Origin of the sequence: Halalkalibacillus sediminis, from assembly GCF_002844535.1 — a bacterium.
GTDB classification, from domain to species: domain Bacteria; phylum Bacillota; class Bacilli; order Bacillales; family Alkalibacillaceae; genus Halalkalibacillus_A; species Halalkalibacillus_A sediminis.
Genome location: NZ_PJNH01000001.1, coordinates 334,506 through 352,004 on the forward strand (window position 1 = coordinate 334,506; position 17,499 = coordinate 352,004).

The following is a 17,499-nucleotide window of genomic DNA, read 5'->3' on the forward strand; positions in this document are numbered from 1 at the left end:
TCAAAGTGCCCTTCTTACCAACAATAAGTACGTTTTTTATCGTTTTAAGTGCGATTCTTGTAGCAATTGGTTGGACGTTAATTGTTAAAAATAAACGTACAGCACATAAAAATGTTATGATTGCAGCTGCAATTTCAGCTTTAACTTTTTTTATCTTATATGTTTCAAGAACTTTATTCATCGGTAATACTAGCTTTGGCGGTCCCGATGAAATGAAAATCTATTATACAATTTTCTTGATTTTTCACATCTTTTTAGCCACTACTGGTGGTATTTTCGGAATAATCACTTTAACACTTGCATTCAAAAGAAACATTTCTAAACACCGTAAAATTGGACCTGTAACAAGTGTCATATGGTTCTTTACAGCAATAACGGGTGTAACTGTTTATTTGTTGTTATATATCATTTACGATGGTGGACATAGCACGAATTTATTCAGAGCGATCTTCGGATAAGAAAAGCGGAAGACTGACATAACAGTCTTCCGCTTTTTTATATTTTCACATTAAGTTTAATGATACCAGCTTCTTTTGCTGAGTTGAAAATTATTACGACTAATGGCCCTAAAAAGAACCCTAATATCCCAACTAACTGTAAACCGATATACATAGCAATTAATGTCGGCAAAGGTGAGAGGCCAATGTGGTGTCCCATTACTTTCGGTTCCACTGTACGTCGTATAGTCAATAATACGATGGCTAGAATAGCCAGTTTCGTACCCATGATCATATCACCTGTCAAGAACATATACATCGCCCAGGGACCAAGTATGACGATTGAACCGATGATAGGTATCAAGTCGACAAGCCAAATTATTATGGACATGACAAACGCGATTTCAGGTGTAATGAAAAGTAAGCCAATTAAGGCAACAGAAAATATAATCAAACTAACTAAGAATTGAGCCTTTAAGAAACCAAGTAATACATAAGATAATCGAGTGTTCATAAATTTGAACTTCTCTTTGGTTGAGTCAGTCATAATTCCATAAAATTTGTTCCTTAAGTGGGGTAAGTCAACCATGAATAAAAACAGAGCAATCAAATAAACAATTATACTAATCAAGTAATCAGGTATCTTAACGAAGATTTGAGAAATTCGCTCAATCTTAATCCATTCAGTTACCTGTTGTTCGAATGATTGTAAATTATCACTGGCTCGGGTCTCTATTTCATCAACAAAGGCTTTTGGCCATTCTTCAGTAAAGTTTGCAAAATCAGAACGCAAATTACTCAATACGTCTTCAACGCTACTTATATATTGAGGGGCGTTTTCTGTGATTTTTATAACCTGACCAACTGCTTTAGTCGTGGTGTATGTACCAATTGTCGCGAGTACTAATAGAAATAAAACAAATACAATTGTGACGGCGATATTCCTAGACAGGTTGAAGCGTTGGCTGAAGAATCTTACAAAAGGATTTAAGAGAAGAGCAGTAATGAAAGCGATGATCAATGGGACTGAAACAGGCAATATAAAGTACGCGATAACAGATAGTATTATGATTGCTATAAGTATAGTCCATTGTCTTTTTGTAATTTTTTTAAGCAATTGCGTGTATGGCCCCTTTCATTAATTGAAATTGAGCAAACGGTGTATGTAATTATGTAAAAAGTGGTGATCTCAAATTAAATGAGACCACCTTTATTGTTAAGTACTTATTTATTGACTTCTTCTTGAAAAGATTTCAATTCTTCTGCAATTGTTGAAAGTTTTTTCTCAGCCTTATCCAACACATGGTCAGGGAAAGTTTCTCCTTCACCATACTCGACTCCGTGAGGATAATAGTGTTTACCAAGAAGCGGTGCCATTAACTTGACGATTGCGCCACCTTTATCAACGTCACCATCAACTGCCAAACCATTCACACGAATATAATAAGTTATATTCTTCTCAGGTGAATTAATTTTGTAATCATATGTGACACGTTCGTAATCCCATTGACCTCCTAGTACAAATCCGTTCTTATTCATTGTGTAAGTTAATGGTTCTTGAGCAATGACGATACCTTCAATTTCATTATTTTCCATTCTCATATGCATTTTCACCTCAAAATAATTGTTATCACTACCAACATCATATTATGAAACATCCATTTAATCAATTATTTATTAATAATAAATGCTGTTGTTAACAATTTAGACAAACAATTTATGAAAGAACCATTTTTGTTGGAGGGCGTATATTATTATCACGAACCTTAATAAGGGTGGTGGAAGATATGTCTAGTCAAGAATTACCAAGAGAAGTCAAACGTTTTAAGGAGTTTGTCCAGGAGCATCCTCGTTTAGTTGAAGCTGTAAAAAATAAAGAGTACACGTGGCAACAACTATATGATTTATGGAACCGTGAGGGAGAAGAGGCTCTTTTTTGGGAAGCTTTTGATAAAGAAATAAACAACAATAATTCATCCATCGATCATGGCAAGTGGATGAAACAGACCATGGATATATTATCCAATGTAGATTTGGATAAATTAGATCACCAAATAAGAGGATTATCTAAAGCGATTGATCAATTACAAGATTTTGTTCAGTCCTCAAAACGCCCGCAGTCACCGTATCATAGAAGAACAAAGAGGTTTTAATCTTCAACGTTGTAGAAAAATAAGCTCTTATTTGATATGATTAATGCATGGAGGTGGCTATATGCTAGCTAACATAGAAGTGATTGAAGTACTCGAGCAAGCTGAAAAGCTCGGGAAGATGATAAAGAAGTCAGACGATTTTGAAGCATATCAATCACATCAAGCAGAGCTTTATAGTGATGGGCAAGCGAAGAAACTTGTTGATGACTTTACTAATATGAAAGACCAATATGAGGATGTACAACGATTCGGGCGTTATCATCCGGATTATTATAAAATCATGAAAGAAATACGTACAACCAAACGAGAAATGGATATGAATGATTTCGTAGCCTCTTATAGACAGTCTGAAACAAAGCTGCAAGAACTGTTAGATGACGTCTCAGAGATCATTGCTCACGAAATCAGTCCAAGTGTCAAAGTTCCGCGTGAAGGTCTAGCGTTAAAGGATTCAGGCTGTGGTTGCGGAAGCGGCGGCGGGTGCGGTTGCGCATCGTAAACTGTAGCGAAACGAGGTAATTATCGTGATTACAAAAAGACAAGGAATAGTAGTTTGGTTAAAAAACCTTAAATACAGTCGTAAATTAAAGCGTTACGGACATATGATTTACACTTCACGAAAACAAAAATACATGCTTATTTACATCAACCAAGAAGATGTTGAAGATATTATCAAAGAATTAGAAGATCTTCACTTCGTAAAAGAAGTCGAACGTTCATACAGACCTTACGTGGAAGAGGTTTATGAGTCAAAAATCCCCGAAAAACCAAAAAAGGAACATGAGATCCAATCGATCTAAAAAGAAAGCTACCTTCTGTGAAGGTAGCTTTCTGTATTTTTATACTTTAAGAATGTTTAACTTTGTTAAAGGAATAAAGTATGTGAAAAACAAAGGCTTTCGCCATTAGGACTTGGCGATAAGCCAAGTTTTTCTCATAAAGGCTTTAACAAATGATTCAGCCGAAGTATTGAGATCAGGTGTTGAAAATAAATCTCTTCTTCGTGGTAAGAGCTTGAAGGAGGAACTTCAATTTCAATTAGCTTTTTTTGTATTCTTTCACTTATATGCTTGAATTCATCCAACCTGACGTTAGGCTTTCCGTTTTCAGTTCTAGGAATTCCTTCCAAACATATATAAATGGGTTGAAATGCCCCTTTTTCTGTTGGTTTGAAAATAGCTGCTAGTGAAGATTTGGGTTTTTCATCGTTATTGTGGAAGACAATCAAATGTTGAACTCGTTCTTCCATGTTATTTATTAATGTAAATAATTCATAAACATCTCCGTAGCCATCACCGAGCTTGATAAATCGTTGAGTCATAGTGGTTCACTCCCCTTGTTTAGTACTCTTCAACTTTAGCATGTTCGATATTTTTTGTGAACTGAACATAGAATCCCAGCTGTCCATTTGATAAAATGATGACAAACATTCATTAAGGCGGAACATTTATGAAGTATATCATAGGAGTATTATCAGCGATGATACTCGTTACAATTATTTTAGGTACATATCAATGGACTGAATGGAGTGAGTCTGAAAGTTCTATAGAAGATAGCACCCCTCTGATGAAAGTCGATCTCCGTGAACATAACGAGTATATAAGTGTGGAGCAAACTTTTACACAAGGATTGAATGGTGAATTTGAAGTTGAAGTACCTGCTAATGCTAGTGATTTTCTCTGCACAAAATCGGATGGGGAAGATTGTGCTGTGAGTGAAAATTCCATACAAGTGGTACCAGATGATAGTTTAACATTTAGTTTTCAACTCCCGATAGAGGAATTAGGAGATGAACTTTTATTTGTAAAAGATTGGTGGGTCAGATTAGCGAAAGATGGTGAACCGGTTGGCTTTGAAAGTCATATACAAATGACTGGTCTCAAACAAAAAGAATCGAAATGGTTGATGTCAAGATCACCTGAATATGTGAACCAGCTAGAAACCATTAATTATTATGAATGGAATTTCAACAAACATGAACCACTTAACCTTATGAAGGTATCTAACCTTTATAGCTCATATGAAGATGTTGGTCCTCTTCAAGTACATAGTACGATTCCTGTAAAGATTAGCCCTCTTAAAGAGGTCATGGACATTGTGCCTTTCGAAACTCCTTTTCTTCTAGTCATATCACCATCTGAAAAATCTATTTCTCAGCCAGGTATGGCATCAATACCTAGTCTTGAGAAAAGGAAAGTTGCTTCAGCTATGCTAGATAATCACTTGCTTTCAACTAGCTCAGACATGGATAGACGAACGATGAATGTACTATCTCAATACTTCTATTTGAATGAACCCAAGAACGAACACGAAGCAGCTATGGTTCGAGAACTGAAAAAAGTTGTTTCAGAAAGTGAAAAGAGTCAGTGGTTAGAGGAAATGAGTGCAATGCAATGGACTGACGAAAATATTTCTAGAAAGATGGACCGTATGCTCTCAAACATTTTCAATGTGGAGACAGAGTTCTTCACTTTAAATAAGGATGCAGAAGAACCAGTTCCTTTCTATGGGAAAGACAATAGATCGATCCGCTTGGATGGTAAAGCTCAAGAAGTAGAATGGGACAGTATCATTTACCGAGAATCTTCTTACATTCCTATTGCAGGACTATCTGAACTATTAGACTTTAGAATTGTAGGATTATCTGAAGGTGACGAATTATTTATTAATTACAATTCAGACAGATATCGTTTTTTTCTTGATCAAGATGTATTCATTGTAAATGAAGAAAGTTATGGTGTTGAAGAAGACCTTCTTGTTCAGATAGGAAAAGAAGTGTATATTAAATCCGAAAGGGTAGCAGACATACTATCCTTTGATTTAACTTTAAGAGATCAGTGGCTCAATATAAAAAAATGACTCTTTTCCATTAATGGAAAAGAGTCAATTCTCTTCGATGCAACGAAGAGTGTACAAAAAGGGAGAGGAGAAACCGGAAAAATGTCTTATGGGGAATGATAAGACATCTCCGAGTCAGAACGGATTCCTCTTCATTCCGTTCTAATTCTATTGTTGACCTTTTTGTTGAGACTTATACTATAAAATTAGTTTGTTGGTGATAAAATGAGAGTTATTTCAGGAAAATTCAAAAGTCATTCATTAAAATCAGTGCCTCATTCGAACACACGCCCAACAACCGATAAAGTAAAGGAAGCTTTATTTCATTTTTTAGGCCCATATTTTGATGGTGGAAAAGCGTTAGATCTTTTTGCTGGTAGTGGCAACCTTGGAATTGAAGGGCTCAGTCGTGGGATGGATCATGTTACTTTCGTTGATAAAGACTCAAAAGCGATCAAGACCATTCATGAAAATATAAAACTTCTTGGAATTGCTGAAAAATGCGAGGTCTTTCGAAACGATGCTTTTCGTGCGCTGAAGGCGGCTTCTAATAGAGAAAAAACCTTTGATTATGTATTTCTTGACCCGCCATATGGAAAAATATCATATAGTAAGCTTTTACATGTATTGAATGATGAGAAACTTTTAAACAACGGAGCAATCGTTATATGTGAACATGCTTACGATGACAAGCTTAATGACTTACCACAAGAATTTCAGGAAATAAAACAAGATGCATATAGCAAGAGTATTAGTATTACTATTTTGCAATATGATTTAGGAGGAAATTAAAATGGGAAAAACAGCAATCTGTCCAGGGAGTTTCGATCCGATTACATATGGTCATCTGGATATCATCCAACGTGGAGCAAAAGTTTTTGATCATGTCGTTGTTGCAGTATTTAACAATCAAGCAAAATCTCCTCTGTTTGATATTGAAGAAAAATTACAACTGATTCGTGAAGCTACAAAAGATTTACCTAATGTTTCAGTTGATGTCAGTAAAGGATTACTCGTAGATTATGCATCATCAAAGAATGCTGACTGTATTTTAAGAGGGCTAAGAGCTGTCAGTGATTTTGAATACGAAATGCAGATCACATCGATGAACCGCAAGTTGAATGAAGAAATCGAAACATTTTTTATGATGACGAACAACCAGTATTCATTCCTGAGTTCAAGTATAGTAAAGGAAGCTGCTCGATTTGATGCAGATGTTTCAGATCTAGTTCCACCAGTGGTAGCAGAAGCATTGAAGAAAAAATTCAACTCATAATTTTTATGAAGAAGAAAGAGCTGTTAAATAGGCTTGTATACTAGACAATTACTTTTGTCATTGAGAAGTACCTGGTGAGTACCAAAATCACCAGGTCTTTTTTAATTGAAAGAAGATATAAATACATGCATATCCGACTGCAATCACTGTAATAATCGGTGCATAAAACTCGATCCAGCGCATCACCCAAAATTCATAGAGATTCAATTTAGCCTCACTATCAACGGGGGTAGCTGAAGGGGAGAAAAGCTCCCGCTCTAAATATAGGGGTCTGAAAAAAATCCAAGTTAATGTGACTGCGTATATTACATGTAAAATCCTACCTATAAAATATGGGAGGAACCTAATATCAGTTTGGGCAAGGATGCTTGCTACTTGTGCTTGTATAGAGAAACCATTGAAAGCTAGTATCGCACTGACGAAAATGAATTGATGTAGCAGCTCAGTATCTGCTTGTGAAATCATCTGAGACCCTAAAGTAATTTCGAAAATTCCTGCTAAAAAAGGAAGAGTTAATTCACTGGGTAAGGTAAATGCTTCAAAAATCACAGAAATGATAGAACTGAACCACTTGGTTACTCCTGTTAAAAATAACAGTTTATTTATAACAGAAAATAATACAATAAACCCACCTATTAAACATAACGTCTGAAGAGAACTCATGACAGCTTGTCCTAAAATTTGGCCTAAAGGTTGTGATTGTTCCAACCTTGTATGATGCAGCGACTTCCAGGAAGCTGTTAATCTTTCAAAAAAACCAATTTTGTGTTCTCTATTTAAAGAAGAATGTCTGCCTCTATAGAACCGCATAGTTAATCCAACAAGTATAGCGGCTATGTAGTGGGCAGCTGCGAGTAGAAGACCTGCCTTTGGGTCATGGAAGAAGCCGATAGATATAGCTCCAAATATAAATAAAGGGTTTGAAGCATTAGTAAAAGATACTAACCTTTCAGCTTCAATTCGCGTAAGAACCTTACTTTTTCGTAAATTGGACGTGAACTTCGCTCCTGCTGGATAACCACTAGCCATCCCCATTCCTAGTACAACCCCACCTGACCCAGGTACGTTGAATAAAGGTCTCATCATGGGTTCAAGTAAAACACCAATCAGCTGGACAACCCCGAAAGCCAGTAACAACTCTGAGACGATAAAAAAAGGTAATAGTGAAGGTAGAACGATCTCCAACCATAGATTCAGACCTCGAATGGAGGCTTCAAAAGATTGATCAGGAAAAATGATGATCGCTGCTGCCAAAAAGGAGACACTACACGCATAAACAATTGATTTAATAATTTCCCCCACTCTGTGACCCCCTAATGACGTAACTGTACGAATAGTTTTGTTCATAGTAAAATAAGATTAGAAAGAAGCTCGCTTTGGTATACTATACGCAATCATGGATAAGGGATATGCATGAAATCAAGTTATTCATAGGAGTTGAGATATCTATGAGCCGACCTAAAATAGGACTGGCACTTGGGTCTGGTGGAGCAAGAGGATTCTCCCACCTAGGAGTTATAAAGGTGTTAGAAGAAAATGATATACCGGTTGATTACGTTGCAGGAAGCAGTATGGGAGCTTTAGTCGGTTCTTTTTATTGTGCGGGTCAAAGCGTTGAGCACATGTATCAATTAGCTTTGACTTTAAAGAAAAAGTACTTTATGGATTTTACAGTTCCAAAAATGGGTTTGGTTCAAGGGGAAAGAGTGAAGTCATATATTAGAATGTTTACATATGAAAAAAAACTGGAAGACTTTCCGATCCCTTTATCAGTTGTCGCAACAGATGTACACTCTGGTGAGAAGGTCATTTTAAGAGAGGGAGATGCTGCCTCTGCGGTAAGAGCTAGTATATCTATCCCTGGAGTATTTGTCCCAGAAAAAATAGAAGATCGATTGTTGGTGGATGGTGGGGTAATTGACCGAGTGCCAATTTCAGTTGTCAAAGCTATGGGGGCAGACATTATTATAGCGATTGATTGTTCGAAGTTCGAAAGTAATATGGATGTACATTCTATTTACGATATTATTATGCAAAGTATTGATATCATGCAAGATGAAATAACACAGAAAGTCATGATGGATGCGGACTTTGTCCTTCGCCCTAAAGTTTATCAATATAGTTCGAGAAACTATACGGATATCAAAGAGATAATTCTTGAAGGTGAAAAGGAAGCTGAAAGATTTGTAGAGAAAATTAAAAAACAAATTAGGGATTGGAAGGAATAGTTGGATGTTGTTAACTCGTAAGCAATTCATTTTTTTATTAATAACGCTAGTAGTAGCAATATTTTTAAGCTACTACAAGATCGATTATTACATTTATCAACCGGGAGACACTCGAGCATTGAATGATGTGGTACAAATTGACGAAGGCTTTGATAGTGAAGGTGACATGCATTTAGTTACTGTTAGGGGAGGTCAAGCGACCCCGTTGTATTATTTATGGGCCCAATTAAGAACACACTATGACATCTATGATTTGGAAGATATTCGTCCCGAAGGTATTAGTCAAGACGAATACATGGAGACCCAGCTTCATTTTATGGAGTCCTCTCAAGAGGCTGCTACAGTTGTCGCTTATGAAGCAGCTGAGAAAGATATTACTATTGAGTATAAAGGTGTTTACGTAGTTGCAGTCATTGAAGATATGCCAGCTAAAGGGCATTTGGAACCAGGAGACCGTATTATTGAAGTCGAAGGAAAAGAAATTGATTCAGACCGTTCATTAACTGATCAATTAAATGAAATGTCTCCCGGGGATGAAGTAGAGTTAAAAGTGCTGAGAGATGAGATGGAGCGATCGATATCATTTGAGTTAGGGTCTTTCCCAGATGAACCTGAAAGAGCTGGTATGGGCGTGTCGTTAGTGACTGACCGTGATGTAACCGTGAATCCAGAAGTCAACTTTGATAGTGGTACCATTGGAGGCCCGAGTGCCGGTATGATGTTTTCACTTGAAATTTATGATCAACTGACTGAGGAAGATATAACGAAAGGCCGGTACATAGCTGGTACTGGTGAAGTGGACTATGAAGGCAATGTTTATCGTATAGGCGGGATTGATAAGAAAGTGGTTGCTGCAGATAAGGATGGAGCCGACATCTTCTTCGCTCCAAATGAAAATGGAAAATCAGAGTCCAATTATGAAGTAGCGAAAGCTACCGCAGAAGAAATTGAAACGTCGATGGAGATCGTACCGGTAGATACTTTCTCAGACGCATTAGAATACTTGGAAGGCTTAGAATAATTTTCGTGGGTTTGTTCCATTATACGCTTTTAAAAAGGAGGTATTAGATCACCTCCTTTTTTATATTGAAGTACTTAAATATATGAGATTCTTATAAAAGAATCGGTCCCGTTAATTCTTGTTTCTTCATTCTCTTTTTTTGCGTACTGGAAAGCACTGAGTAGTATGCATCAGAGGCTCTTTCCTCGATTTGAAGCATTGGATGTTCAAATTCTTGTAGGTTAGCGATTAGAGGTTGGTCTAACTGTTTTTTTTGTTGCTGAATAAACTCTCTCCCATTCTTGGACATTCCCAGTATACGAATATAAGGTGCTTCTTCTAACTTTTTAATCGATTCTATTTCTTCTTTTTTCGTGTTCGTTAATAGATGGGTTAACACTCGCTGGATTCTTGTCCAGGTATATCTTTTCGTTTTAAGTAATTTCATCCAACCTTCAAAATCATCAGCCTCTTTTATTGTTTGTTTCATGCGATACTCCAGACCTTCTTCCATCCCGTGTATCTGTTGAAGCTCTTCAATTGATTTTGTTTCAATCAAGTATCGTAGAAAAGGGAAGTAGTAGGACCAGTCATGCCACTGTCCGTTTTCTCTCTGATAAGCTTTCAATTGTTCGATTGTCGCATCAGGTAGGGCTTGAATCGCACCTTTTGTCAATTCATTGACTGAAATGATTTCTTTACGGATGCTTGTAGCACTAGCAATGTCCTCGTTAATAGTAGGATCATGGTATCCACTTTTAGTGCGCTGGATAGTATCTACATTGATTTGATTTGGCATAGAAGCGGCAGCTTTTACATAACTGAATCCTAATATATTATTCGGCTGACCTAAATCGATAGTATTTGAAACTAATCCGATTTCATCATAAGCATTTCTACTAGCGGTAGGAAAAGATTGGCCCAAATCTAAATTTTCGTGTAGCTTCTTTTTGAATTTCTTTTCATTTTTTATATAAGTCTTATACGCATCTTTGAATGGTTCAATACTACCTTCTTCGCTCCCGAAACAGACTGTATCCACACCTAAGCTTGAGAGCAATTGTACAGATCCGTGGGCGAATAAATCAGCATATTGGACTGCGTAAACAAAAGGAAGCTCAATAATGATATCGACCCCGTGAGAAAGAGCTGCTTTTGTACGATGAAATTTATCAATGATTGCAGGTTCTCCTCGTTGTAAAAAGGATCCGCTCATCACTGCTACAGTAACATCAGCATTTGTTTTTTCTTTTGAAGATTCAAAGTGATATTTATGTCCATTGTGAAAAGGGTTGTACTCTACTATTAAGCCACATGCTTTCATTACATCACAACTTTCTGCTATCGTATTACTAATAATGTAGAAGGAAATTGTGATAAAATCAAGATGATTACGGATAATATTTTGCCTGTTAAGAAAAAATATTGACAAAAGCTCTATTTCCTTTTACAATAACTCTTGTTGCCTTGAGGTGATTATAATGAAATTATCGTTACAAAAAATACAAGCACAAGCTCCGTATTCGTTTTCTGAAAGTGTTGATGTCTCTGATCTGGAATCGATGGATAATGATATCAGAGAGATCTCTGAAGTGGAGATCAATGGGGAAGCAACAGCCGAAAGTAAACTGATTGCGGTACGATTTCAAGTGACTGGTCAGATGATTTTACCGTGTGCTCGAACACTTAAAGATGTAGAGTACCCATTTGATTTTGAAGCTGTTGAACAATTTACAACTGTAAGTTACGAAGCTTCAGAAGAAAATGAAATTCATTTTATTGACCGAGAAGTGCTTGACTTAACACCTTTTATCAAGGAAAATATTTTATTGGAAGTTCCTATTCGTGTCTTTAGCGAAGATTCAAGTGTGGATCAGATTACAGCTGATGGAAACGGTTGGAGTCTTCTAGAAGAAGATGAACATCAAGAAGCTCAGACAGAGGAAACTGTCGATGAAGAACAATCTTCAGAGCAGAAAGTTGATCCTCGTCTATCATCCTTGAAAGAGTATTTTAAAGATAACAACGATTAAATGGGTGAAATCCTTAAAATAATCGGATTGAATGAAAGGGAGGTGTAACACATGGCAGTACCAAAGAGAAAAACTTCTAAGAAAGTGAAACGCCAACGTCGTACACACAAAAAGCTTCATGTCCCTGGCATGGTAGAATGTTCAAATTGCGGAGAGTACACAAAACCTCACCACGTTTGTAAAGCATGTGGTCACTACGATGGGAAAGAAGTAGTTGAGAAATAAGATTTCAAGCAGATGTCTCTTACTAGAGGCATCTTTTTCTTTATCTAAGCTCTGTTAAAGTTTGTTGTTAATTCTGACCAACCGTGTGAATCGGTGCTCAGAATCAATGAATATATATCAACGAGTCTCTCCAAAATTTTCAATAATGAGCTTTAACAGGGCTTTATTTTAAGACATTGAGGTGTGAATTTATGGGTAATGTAGTGACTTTTGAAGAGATACAGGACGATATAGCAGTGATTCGATTAAATCGCCCTGATAAGAAGAATGCAATTTCTAGTGAACTGAGAATACAACTAGATGAAATAATTGATAATTTACATAATAATTCCTCATACAAACTTGTGATTTTTACAGGAGCAGGTGATGCTTTCTGTTCTGGAGGTGATCTTCAGGAGTTCCATGGTGATATTAGTGAAAGTGAAGCTTACGCTCTCCTTAGGCCAATGAAAGAAGTTCTTTTGAAGTTAGCTACACTTCCTATGCCTACTATCGCTTGGATGAATGGTACAGCACGTGGAGGTGGTCTTGAGATCGCTTCTGCCTGTGATTTAAGGGTTGTTGCACCCTCCGGCAATTATGGTTTCGTACAGGGTCAGTTGGGAATTGCTACAGGTTGGGGAGGGGGAAGCCTACTTTACGAAAGAATTCATCCTCAACAAGCTTTTCAATGGTTAATTGAGTCAGATGTACGTTCTGCTGAGCAATTGATAAAAAATGGCTTTGCAAATTATATACTTGATGAATTCGAAACGATCGAAAACTCTGTTTTTTTAACTCCGTATATGCAAAGAAGCATCCAACAAATGAAGTGGTGGAAAGAGCAACGTTTGGCAAATATGGATGTTTTAGAGCTCACGAAAAAGATGGAAAGAGAAGTAGAAGCATGTAGTTCTTTATGGGAATCAGAAGCTCATCGTGAAGCAGTAAAACATTTTTTCTCAAAAAAGAAATAGTAATGCGTCTATCCTTCTAATTCTATGCATACATTGATAGTAAAGTTCATAGGGTTAGGAGGTAGATGAATGGCCACTAGACAAGATGCTTGGACGAAAGATGAAGACCTATTGTTGGCTCAGATTGTCTTACAATACATAAGAGAAGGTAAGACACAAATGAGTGCTTTTAAAGAAGTTGGGAAAAGGTTGTCACGAACACCGCAGGCATGTGGTTTTCGTTGGAATGCTAATTTAAGGAAACAATATGATCAAGCGATTCAACTGGCAAAGAAACAACGAAAAAAGGTGGATCAGGTGAGTATTCCCGATACAAACATTGGGAACCACAAACCATACGAAGAATCAGCTCACTCTTTTGATCAAATGATTCATCATTTGCAAAAACTGAAGGATGAGATGAGGCGAGGACCAGCGCCTACAGAAGATTGTCATTCCGAACAAATCGATTTGTTAAGGAGTAAAGTCGAGGAATATGAACAATTTCTGGACGAAATTCAATTAAAAATTCATCAAATAAAAGAGAAGCAATTATAATCTTAGGTAGTTCTTGCTATCAAAAAAATAACTTGGCCAATGGCCAAGTTATTTTTCGTTTGTATCTTTTTCATCCACTCCATCTGGCATCCAGATAAATGGGTTTTGACCGAAATCTCTTTCCATTTCATAATTTGCAGGGGTGAAACCCATCTTTTCCCAAAATCCTTGGGAATTAATACGTGCATTTGTTTTTATTGGGAGTTGGAATTGCTTTGCGAATTCCACCAACTTTTCACCAAAACCTTTATTGCGGTAGTCTTCTAATACTTCCAGCTTCCACAGTTCGAAATAATCTTGTTTTGGTTCAAAATAATAGTCATACTTTGCGTTTACACGATACAAGCTCATTCTTGCAACTAATGATCCTCCATAATAAATTCCATAGAATGGGGATTCGCTATTGTTTTCAATCATATTATGCTCTAAATCTTCAATCATGGATAGTTCTTGAATACCATACTCTTTGAATTTCTTGAATTCTTCAAGTGTTTTAAAGTTGATTAATAAACGTTCTACATCTACTGACATCGAACTTCCCCCTTAAACATGCTAAGATTAATTATAATATAAAAATGAAGTGTTGAAAATGAAAGCGCCCATATTGTAATAGGAAATAAATTTTTTTCACTATTTAAAGAATATTTTGTTAAAATAGGTCTGAATGAAAGAAGGGTGATCACACATTGAAAATTGGAGTCATTGGTGCAGGTGCAATTGGAATGTTCGTCTCGGCTAAATTATCGAAAAGTCACGATGTAACCTGCTATGTAAGAAGGGATGAACAACGTCTTATCATTAATGATGAAGGAATACGATTGAATGACCAAACTTATCGGGTAGCATCCAAGTTGTTCGACAACCTCAAAAATGAAGACCTTTTGATTATCTGTCTCAAGCAAACACACTTGGATTCTGCATTGAAAAAATTGAGTGAAAATCATCCAGACACACCAATGCTATTTCTTCAAAATGGGTTGAGTCATATCGATAAAATAAAATCCTTATCTCAACCAATACTTATAGGTACATGTGAACATGGGGTCCTAAGGGTAAGTGATTACGAAGTTCGTCATAAAGGTGAAGGGAGAATTTATTTATCCGCCTTTGAAGAAACCACCAAGGAGTTGGCGAAAGAGCGAATTTCACCGATTATTGACGGAGATGACTTTCCCGTTATATTTAAAGATGATCTAATGAGTATGCTTTATGAAAAGTTAGTGATTAATAGTGTGATCAATCCGATAACTGCATTATTTCAAGTTGAAAATGGGAAGGTTCTATCCAACTCTCACCTTAAAGAAATCGCCTACAACTTGACTGTAGAGGGATGTGAAGTTTTAAATCTGGATGAAAATCATATGTGGAAACGGGTCCAACAAGTCGCAGAACATACATCTAGTAATTTCTCGTCTATGGTTTATGATATTCAAAAAGGCAATGAAACGGAGATAGAGTCAATGAACGGGTACTTACTGAATATATCCGATCAAGAACTTCCGAATCACGAACTGATCTATCATTTAATAAAAGCTAAAGAAATCATGTGAAGGAGTAAGTCATGAGTATCATTACCACGATTATAGCGATTCTCGCTACGATTCCATATTTATCATTTATCATTATTTTTATCTTACTTAAGAGGTTCACTGGTCAATCAACCTATTCAACGAAATTAGCAGCAGACCTGTCATCCATTCTTTTTATAATTGCAGTGAACGCATTATTGTTCATGATTTTTGATCAATCATTTCTTGTTTGGACATTGGTATTTTATTTAGTTCTCCTGGGAATAATCATAACTTTTCAAAGGACTAGAGATATACATATTGATATTTGGAAAGCCTGCAGACAGGTATGGCGCGGTGGTTTCATTTTTTGGGCGCTTTCGTATTTGATTCTTTTACCTGTTTCTTTTTATTTCAACCTTTCATAAATCAAATCCTTTAAATGGAGTAGTGGTGAATTTACAGTTTAGTAAGTATGATTTAACACCAACAAACAGATTAAGTGAAAGAAGAAACTATTTCATATACAATACATAAGTGAATTAAAAAGAGCAGTCTGTCATTGAAAAGGAAGGTAAATTGATGAATATAGAGAATATGAAAATGCACAAACAATCGAAGCTTATTCAGGATTATAGAGACCGAAAAGAATCTATTTTCACTCATTTTGTTTATGATCCTTTCCAGTTGAAAAGTTATCAAAAGCGTTTGGAATTCATATCCAACCGTCACTATAAAAGAGAAGAATTAGTAAGTGTTCTGTTGGAACAAAACCGTAAGTGGGGCTTACATAAGTCTGTCGAAAATCAAATCAATCGTTTGAAAGATCCAACTTCAACAGTCGTGATAGGTGGTCAACAGGCAGGTTTATTAAGTGGCCCTATTTATACGATTCATAAGATCATTAGTATTATTCTGCAAGCAAAAGAACAAGAAGAGCATCTTCAAACCCCTGTGATCCCTGTCTTTTGGATAGCTGGAGAGGATCATGATTTTGAGGAAATCAATCATGTAATGAAATATCAAAATCTATCTTTGAAAAAACATAAGGTGGTTGACCGGGAAGACAGTAAATATCCTGTATCTGATCGACAACTTGATCAAAAAGAAATTGCCACTTGGGTAGATGAATACTTTAAGAGTTTACAGGAAACTGCCCATTCTAAAAAATTATATGAAAATATCATGGCGGTAGCTGAAAGAAGCGAGACATACGTCGATTTCTTCGCCATTTTAATCAGTGATTTATTTGAAGAGGAAGGGTTAGTGTTAGTTGACTCAAACGATGAGACGATACGTCAGTTGGAAATAGAATACTTCATCAAAATGGTAGAATTACAGGAGGAACTTGCATCGTTTGTTGTTGAACGAAAAAATCAATTAGTTACTAACGATTATCACATTGATCTTGACGTCTCGAAGGAGGATGCGCATCTCTTCTATCATTATGAAGGCGAGAGGTTATTACTAAGTGTTACTAAGAATGGATTCGTTTCAAAGGACGAAGGAGTTTCTTTTACTAAAGAAGAACTGATCGAAGAAATCAAGAACCACCCACAACGCTTTAGTAATAACGTCGTAACTCGCCCGATTATGCAAGAGATGGTGTTCCCGGTACTTTCATTTGTTGGTGGCCCAGGAGAAATTGGCTATTGGGCAGCATTGAAGGATGCATTCCGATGTATGGATTTAAAAATGCCTATTGTTACACCTCGTCTATCTATAACCCTTACTCTACCTAAACACCAGGGTTGGATGAGTGATTTGGGTATGAGGGCTGAAGACATTGTCTCAGAAGGTACCTCAAGTCAGAAGATGAGTTGGCTACGTTCCCAGTCTTCAGTTCCTCTAGATGAGATGTTTCAAGAAATGAAAGCTGAATTAACACGGATTCACCAGCCACTTCAAGATGTTGCAAATGAACTTTCCCCTGATATGGGTGAACTATCTAAAACGAATGAGAATAAAATCATTCGAGAATTAGACTATTTGGAACAACGGATGGAAAGACACATAAAGCTTCAGCATAAAAATGTCATTGAGAAATTTGATGAGCTGAATGTGTATTACTATCCTGATCGTGGTCTTCAAGAAAGAACGTGGAATTTGATTCACTTTATGAACCAATATGGGACAGACTTACCCAAGAAATTATTAGAAATACCACCTAGGTGGGAGCAAGATCACCTGATTATTCATTTATAGGGATGATCCCCCACCAACTACCACCAAAATAATAAAATGTCGAAAAACCTTATATTATCAGTGTTTATAGCATGTCTAGTCGAAAACTAGACATGTTTTTTTA

General features: G+C 36.5%; 22 protein-coding genes. 16 read left to right on the top strand and 6 right to left on the bottom strand.

What is annotated here, in order from left to right; genetic code table 11:
* The first annotated feature begins 5 nt into the window (after positions 1 to 5).
* Positions 6 to 458, top strand: coding sequence for a DUF420 domain-containing protein (locus CEY16_RS01770; RefSeq protein ID WP_101331109.1), 453 nt, complete (start codon positions 6 to 8; stop codon positions 456 to 458).
* A gap of 37 nt (positions 459 to 495) precedes the next feature.
* Here CEY16_RS01770 and ytvI read toward each other — a convergent pair whose 3' ends face one another.
* Both ytvI and CEY16_RS01780 read right to left on the bottom strand, forming a co-directional pair.
* The gene (gene ytvI / locus CEY16_RS01775; RefSeq protein ID WP_101330253.1) at positions 496 to 1,554 is read right to left on the bottom strand and encodes a sporulation integral membrane protein YtvI; all 1,059 of its coding nucleotides are present in this window, start codon (positions 1,552 to 1,554) and stop codon (positions 496 to 498) included.
* A 107-nt stretch (positions 1,555 to 1,661) separates the two neighbouring features.
* Positions 1,662 to 2,039, bottom strand: a complete 378-nt coding sequence (locus CEY16_RS01780; RefSeq protein WP_101330254.1) for a YugN family protein — start codon at positions 2,037 to 2,039, stop codon at positions 1,662 to 1,664.
* Between the two features lie 185 nt (positions 2,040 to 2,224).
* On the opposite strand from CEY16_RS01780, the gene ylbD reads away from it, so the two are divergent.
* From ylbD to CEY16_RS01795, 3 genes are all read left to right on the top strand, one after another.
* Complete coding sequence (gene ylbD / locus CEY16_RS01785; RefSeq protein ID WP_101330255.1) at positions 2,225 to 2,590, top strand: spore coat protein YlbD; 366 nt, start codon at positions 2,225 to 2,227, stop codon at positions 2,588 to 2,590.
* 61 nt (positions 2,591 to 2,651) lie between these two features.
* Entirely contained in the window at positions 2,652 to 3,089 is a 438-nt protein-coding gene (locus CEY16_RS01790) for a YlbF/YmcA family competence regulator (protein ID WP_101330256.1), read from the top strand.
* A gap of 25 nt (positions 3,090 to 3,114) precedes the next feature.
* A complete protein-coding gene (locus CEY16_RS01795; RefSeq protein ID WP_101330257.1) occupies positions 3,115 to 3,390 on the top strand; it encodes a YlbG family protein in 276 nt (91 codons plus the stop codon).
* Positions 3,391 to 3,524: 134 nt separating this feature from the next.
* Here the strand turns inward: CEY16_RS01795 and CEY16_RS01800 are convergent, their stop codons facing one another.
* Complete coding sequence (locus tag CEY16_RS01800) at positions 3,525 to 3,911, bottom strand: DUF7147 family protein (RefSeq protein ID WP_101330258.1); 387 nt, start codon at positions 3,909 to 3,911, stop codon at positions 3,525 to 3,527.
* Positions 3,912 to 4,039: 128 nt separating this feature from the next.
* Between CEY16_RS01800 and CEY16_RS01805 the strand changes: the two genes are divergently transcribed.
* The 3 genes from CEY16_RS01805 to coaD all read left to right on the top strand — a co-directional run bounded on the left by CEY16_RS01805 (position 4,040) and on the right by coaD (position 6,704).
* Positions 4,040 to 5,449, top strand: a complete 1,410-nt coding sequence (locus CEY16_RS01805; protein WP_101330259.1) for a hypothetical protein — start codon at positions 4,040 to 4,042, stop codon at positions 5,447 to 5,449.
* Between the two features lie 204 nt (positions 5,450 to 5,653).
* Positions 5,654 to 6,220: a 16S rRNA (guanine(966)-N(2))-methyltransferase RsmD gene (gene rsmD / locus CEY16_RS01810; protein ID WP_101330260.1), complete on the top strand. Its 567-nt coding sequence runs from the start codon at positions 5,654 to 5,656 to the stop codon at positions 6,218 to 6,220.
* A 1-nt stretch (position 6,221) separates the two neighbouring features.
* Positions 6,222 to 6,704 (top strand): pantetheine-phosphate adenylyltransferase, encoded by a 483-nt coding sequence (gene coaD / locus CEY16_RS01815; RefSeq protein ID WP_101330261.1) that lies wholly within the window; start codon positions 6,222 to 6,224, stop codon positions 6,702 to 6,704.
* Between the two features lie 87 nt (positions 6,705 to 6,791).
* On the opposite strand, the gene ylbJ is transcribed toward coaD, so the two are convergent.
* The gene (gene ylbJ / locus CEY16_RS01820; RefSeq protein ID WP_101330262.1) at positions 6,792 to 8,006 is read right to left on the bottom strand and encodes a sporulation integral membrane protein YlbJ; all 1,215 of its coding nucleotides are present in this window, start codon (positions 8,004 to 8,006) and stop codon (positions 6,792 to 6,794) included.
* 146 nt (positions 8,007 to 8,152) lie between these two features.
* Here ylbJ and CEY16_RS01825 point away from each other — a divergent pair, with 146 nt between their 5' ends.
* Together CEY16_RS01825 and CEY16_RS01830 are read left to right on the top strand one after the other, a co-directional pair.
* Positions 8,153 to 8,932 (top strand): patatin-like phospholipase family protein, encoded by a 780-nt coding sequence (locus tag CEY16_RS01825; RefSeq protein ID WP_101330263.1) that lies wholly within the window; start codon positions 8,153 to 8,155, stop codon positions 8,930 to 8,932.
* A gap of 4 nt (positions 8,933 to 8,936) precedes the next feature.
* Positions 8,937 to 9,953, top strand: coding sequence for a SepM family pheromone-processing serine protease (locus tag CEY16_RS01830; RefSeq protein ID WP_101330264.1), 1,017 nt, complete (start codon positions 8,937 to 8,939; stop codon positions 9,951 to 9,953).
* A 91-nt stretch (positions 9,954 to 10,044) separates the two neighbouring features.
* Here the strand turns inward: CEY16_RS01830 and CEY16_RS01835 are convergent, their stop codons facing one another.
* Entirely contained in the window at positions 10,045 to 11,256 is a 1,212-nt protein-coding gene (locus tag CEY16_RS01835) for a nucleotidyltransferase (protein WP_101330265.1), read from the bottom strand.
* Between the two features lie 157 nt (positions 11,257 to 11,413).
* Between CEY16_RS01835 and CEY16_RS01840 the strand changes: the two genes are divergently transcribed.
* From CEY16_RS01840 to CEY16_RS01855, 4 genes are all read left to right on the top strand, one after another.
* Positions 11,414 to 11,965, top strand: coding sequence for a YceD family protein (locus tag CEY16_RS01840; RefSeq protein WP_101330266.1), 552 nt, complete (start codon positions 11,414 to 11,416; stop codon positions 11,963 to 11,965).
* Positions 11,966 to 12,016: 51 nt separating this feature from the next.
* Positions 12,017 to 12,190, top strand: coding sequence for a 50S ribosomal protein L32 (gene rpmF / locus CEY16_RS01845; protein WP_101330267.1), 174 nt, complete (start codon positions 12,017 to 12,019; stop codon positions 12,188 to 12,190).
* A gap of 191 nt (positions 12,191 to 12,381) precedes the next feature.
* The gene (locus CEY16_RS01850) at positions 12,382 to 13,146 is read left to right on the top strand and encodes an enoyl-CoA hydratase/isomerase family protein (RefSeq protein WP_101330268.1); all 765 of its coding nucleotides are present in this window, start codon (positions 12,382 to 12,384) and stop codon (positions 13,144 to 13,146) included.
* Positions 13,147 to 13,215: 69 nt separating this feature from the next.
* Positions 13,216 to 13,683 carry an RsfA family transcriptional regulator gene (locus tag CEY16_RS01855; RefSeq protein ID WP_101330269.1) on the top strand — a complete coding sequence of 156 codons (468 nt, stop codon included), beginning with the start codon at positions 13,216 to 13,218 and terminating at the stop codon, positions 13,681 to 13,683.
* A gap of 48 nt (positions 13,684 to 13,731) precedes the next feature.
* Here the strand turns inward: CEY16_RS01855 and CEY16_RS01860 are convergent, their stop codons facing one another.
* Positions 13,732 to 14,214: an N-acetyltransferase gene (locus tag CEY16_RS01860; protein ID WP_101330270.1), complete on the bottom strand. Its 483-nt coding sequence runs from the start codon at positions 14,212 to 14,214 to the stop codon at positions 13,732 to 13,734.
* Positions 14,215 to 14,369: 155 nt separating this feature from the next.
* Here CEY16_RS01860 and CEY16_RS01865 point away from each other — a divergent pair, with 155 nt between their 5' ends.
* From CEY16_RS01865 to bshC, 3 genes are all read left to right on the top strand, one after another.
* Positions 14,370 to 15,233 (top strand): ketopantoate reductase family protein, encoded by an 864-nt coding sequence (locus CEY16_RS01865; RefSeq protein WP_101330271.1) that lies wholly within the window; start codon positions 14,370 to 14,372, stop codon positions 15,231 to 15,233.
* 11 nt (positions 15,234 to 15,244) lie between these two features.
* The gene (locus tag CEY16_RS01870) at positions 15,245 to 15,619 is read left to right on the top strand and encodes a DUF3397 domain-containing protein (protein ID WP_101330272.1); all 375 of its coding nucleotides are present in this window, start codon (positions 15,245 to 15,247) and stop codon (positions 15,617 to 15,619) included.
* A gap of 154 nt (positions 15,620 to 15,773) precedes the next feature.
* Entirely contained in the window at positions 15,774 to 17,396 is a 1,623-nt protein-coding gene (bshC, locus tag CEY16_RS01875; protein ID WP_101330273.1) for a bacillithiol biosynthesis cysteine-adding enzyme BshC, read from the top strand.
* Positions 17,397 to 17,499: the final 103 nt, after the last annotated feature.

Coding starts and splice junctions, on each gene's coding strand:
- CEY16_RS01780 (WP_101330254.1), bottom strand. CDS start 2,039: ATGAGAATGGAAAATAATGAAATTGAAGGTATCGTCATTGCTCAAGAA.
- ylbD (WP_101330255.1), top strand. CDS start 2,225: ATGTCTAGTCAAGAATTACCAAGAGAAGTCAAACGTTTTAAGGAGTTT.
- CEY16_RS01790 (WP_101330256.1), top strand. CDS start 2,652: ATGCTAGCTAACATAGAAGTGATTGAAGTACTCGAGCAAGCTGAAAAG.
- CEY16_RS01800 (WP_101330258.1), bottom strand. CDS start 3,911: ATGACTCAACGATTTATCAAGCTCGGTGATGGCTACGGAGATGTTTAT.
- CEY16_RS01805 (WP_101330259.1), top strand. CDS start 4,040: ATGAAGTATATCATAGGAGTATTATCAGCGATGATACTCGTTACAATT.
- rsmD (WP_101330260.1), top strand. CDS start 5,654: ATGAGAGTTATTTCAGGAAAATTCAAAAGTCATTCATTAAAATCAGTG.
- coaD (WP_101330261.1), top strand. CDS start 6,222: ATGGGAAAAACAGCAATCTGTCCAGGGAGTTTCGATCCGATTACATAT.
- CEY16_RS01825 (WP_101330263.1), top strand. CDS start 8,153: ATGAGCCGACCTAAAATAGGACTGGCACTTGGGTCTGGTGGAGCAAGA.
- CEY16_RS01830 (WP_101330264.1), top strand. CDS start 8,937: ATGTTGTTAACTCGTAAGCAATTCATTTTTTTATTAATAACGCTAGTA.
- CEY16_RS01835 (WP_101330265.1), bottom strand. CDS start 11,256: ATGAAAGCATGTGGCTTAATAGTAGAGTACAACCCTTTTCACAATGGA.
- CEY16_RS01840 (WP_101330266.1), top strand. CDS start 11,414: ATGAAATTATCGTTACAAAAAATACAAGCACAAGCTCCGTATTCGTTT.
- rpmF (WP_101330267.1), top strand. CDS start 12,017: ATGGCAGTACCAAAGAGAAAAACTTCTAAGAAAGTGAAACGCCAACGT.
- CEY16_RS01850 (WP_101330268.1), top strand. CDS start 12,382: ATGGGTAATGTAGTGACTTTTGAAGAGATACAGGACGATATAGCAGTG.
- CEY16_RS01855 (WP_101330269.1), top strand. CDS start 13,216: ATGGCCACTAGACAAGATGCTTGGACGAAAGATGAAGACCTATTGTTG.
- CEY16_RS01860 (WP_101330270.1), bottom strand. CDS start 14,214: ATGTCAGTAGATGTAGAACGTTTATTAATCAACTTTAAAACACTTGAA.
- CEY16_RS01870 (WP_101330272.1), top strand. CDS start 15,245: ATGAGTATCATTACCACGATTATAGCGATTCTCGCTACGATTCCATAT.
- bshC (WP_101330273.1), top strand. CDS start 15,774: ATGAATATAGAGAATATGAAAATGCACAAACAATCGAAGCTTATTCAG.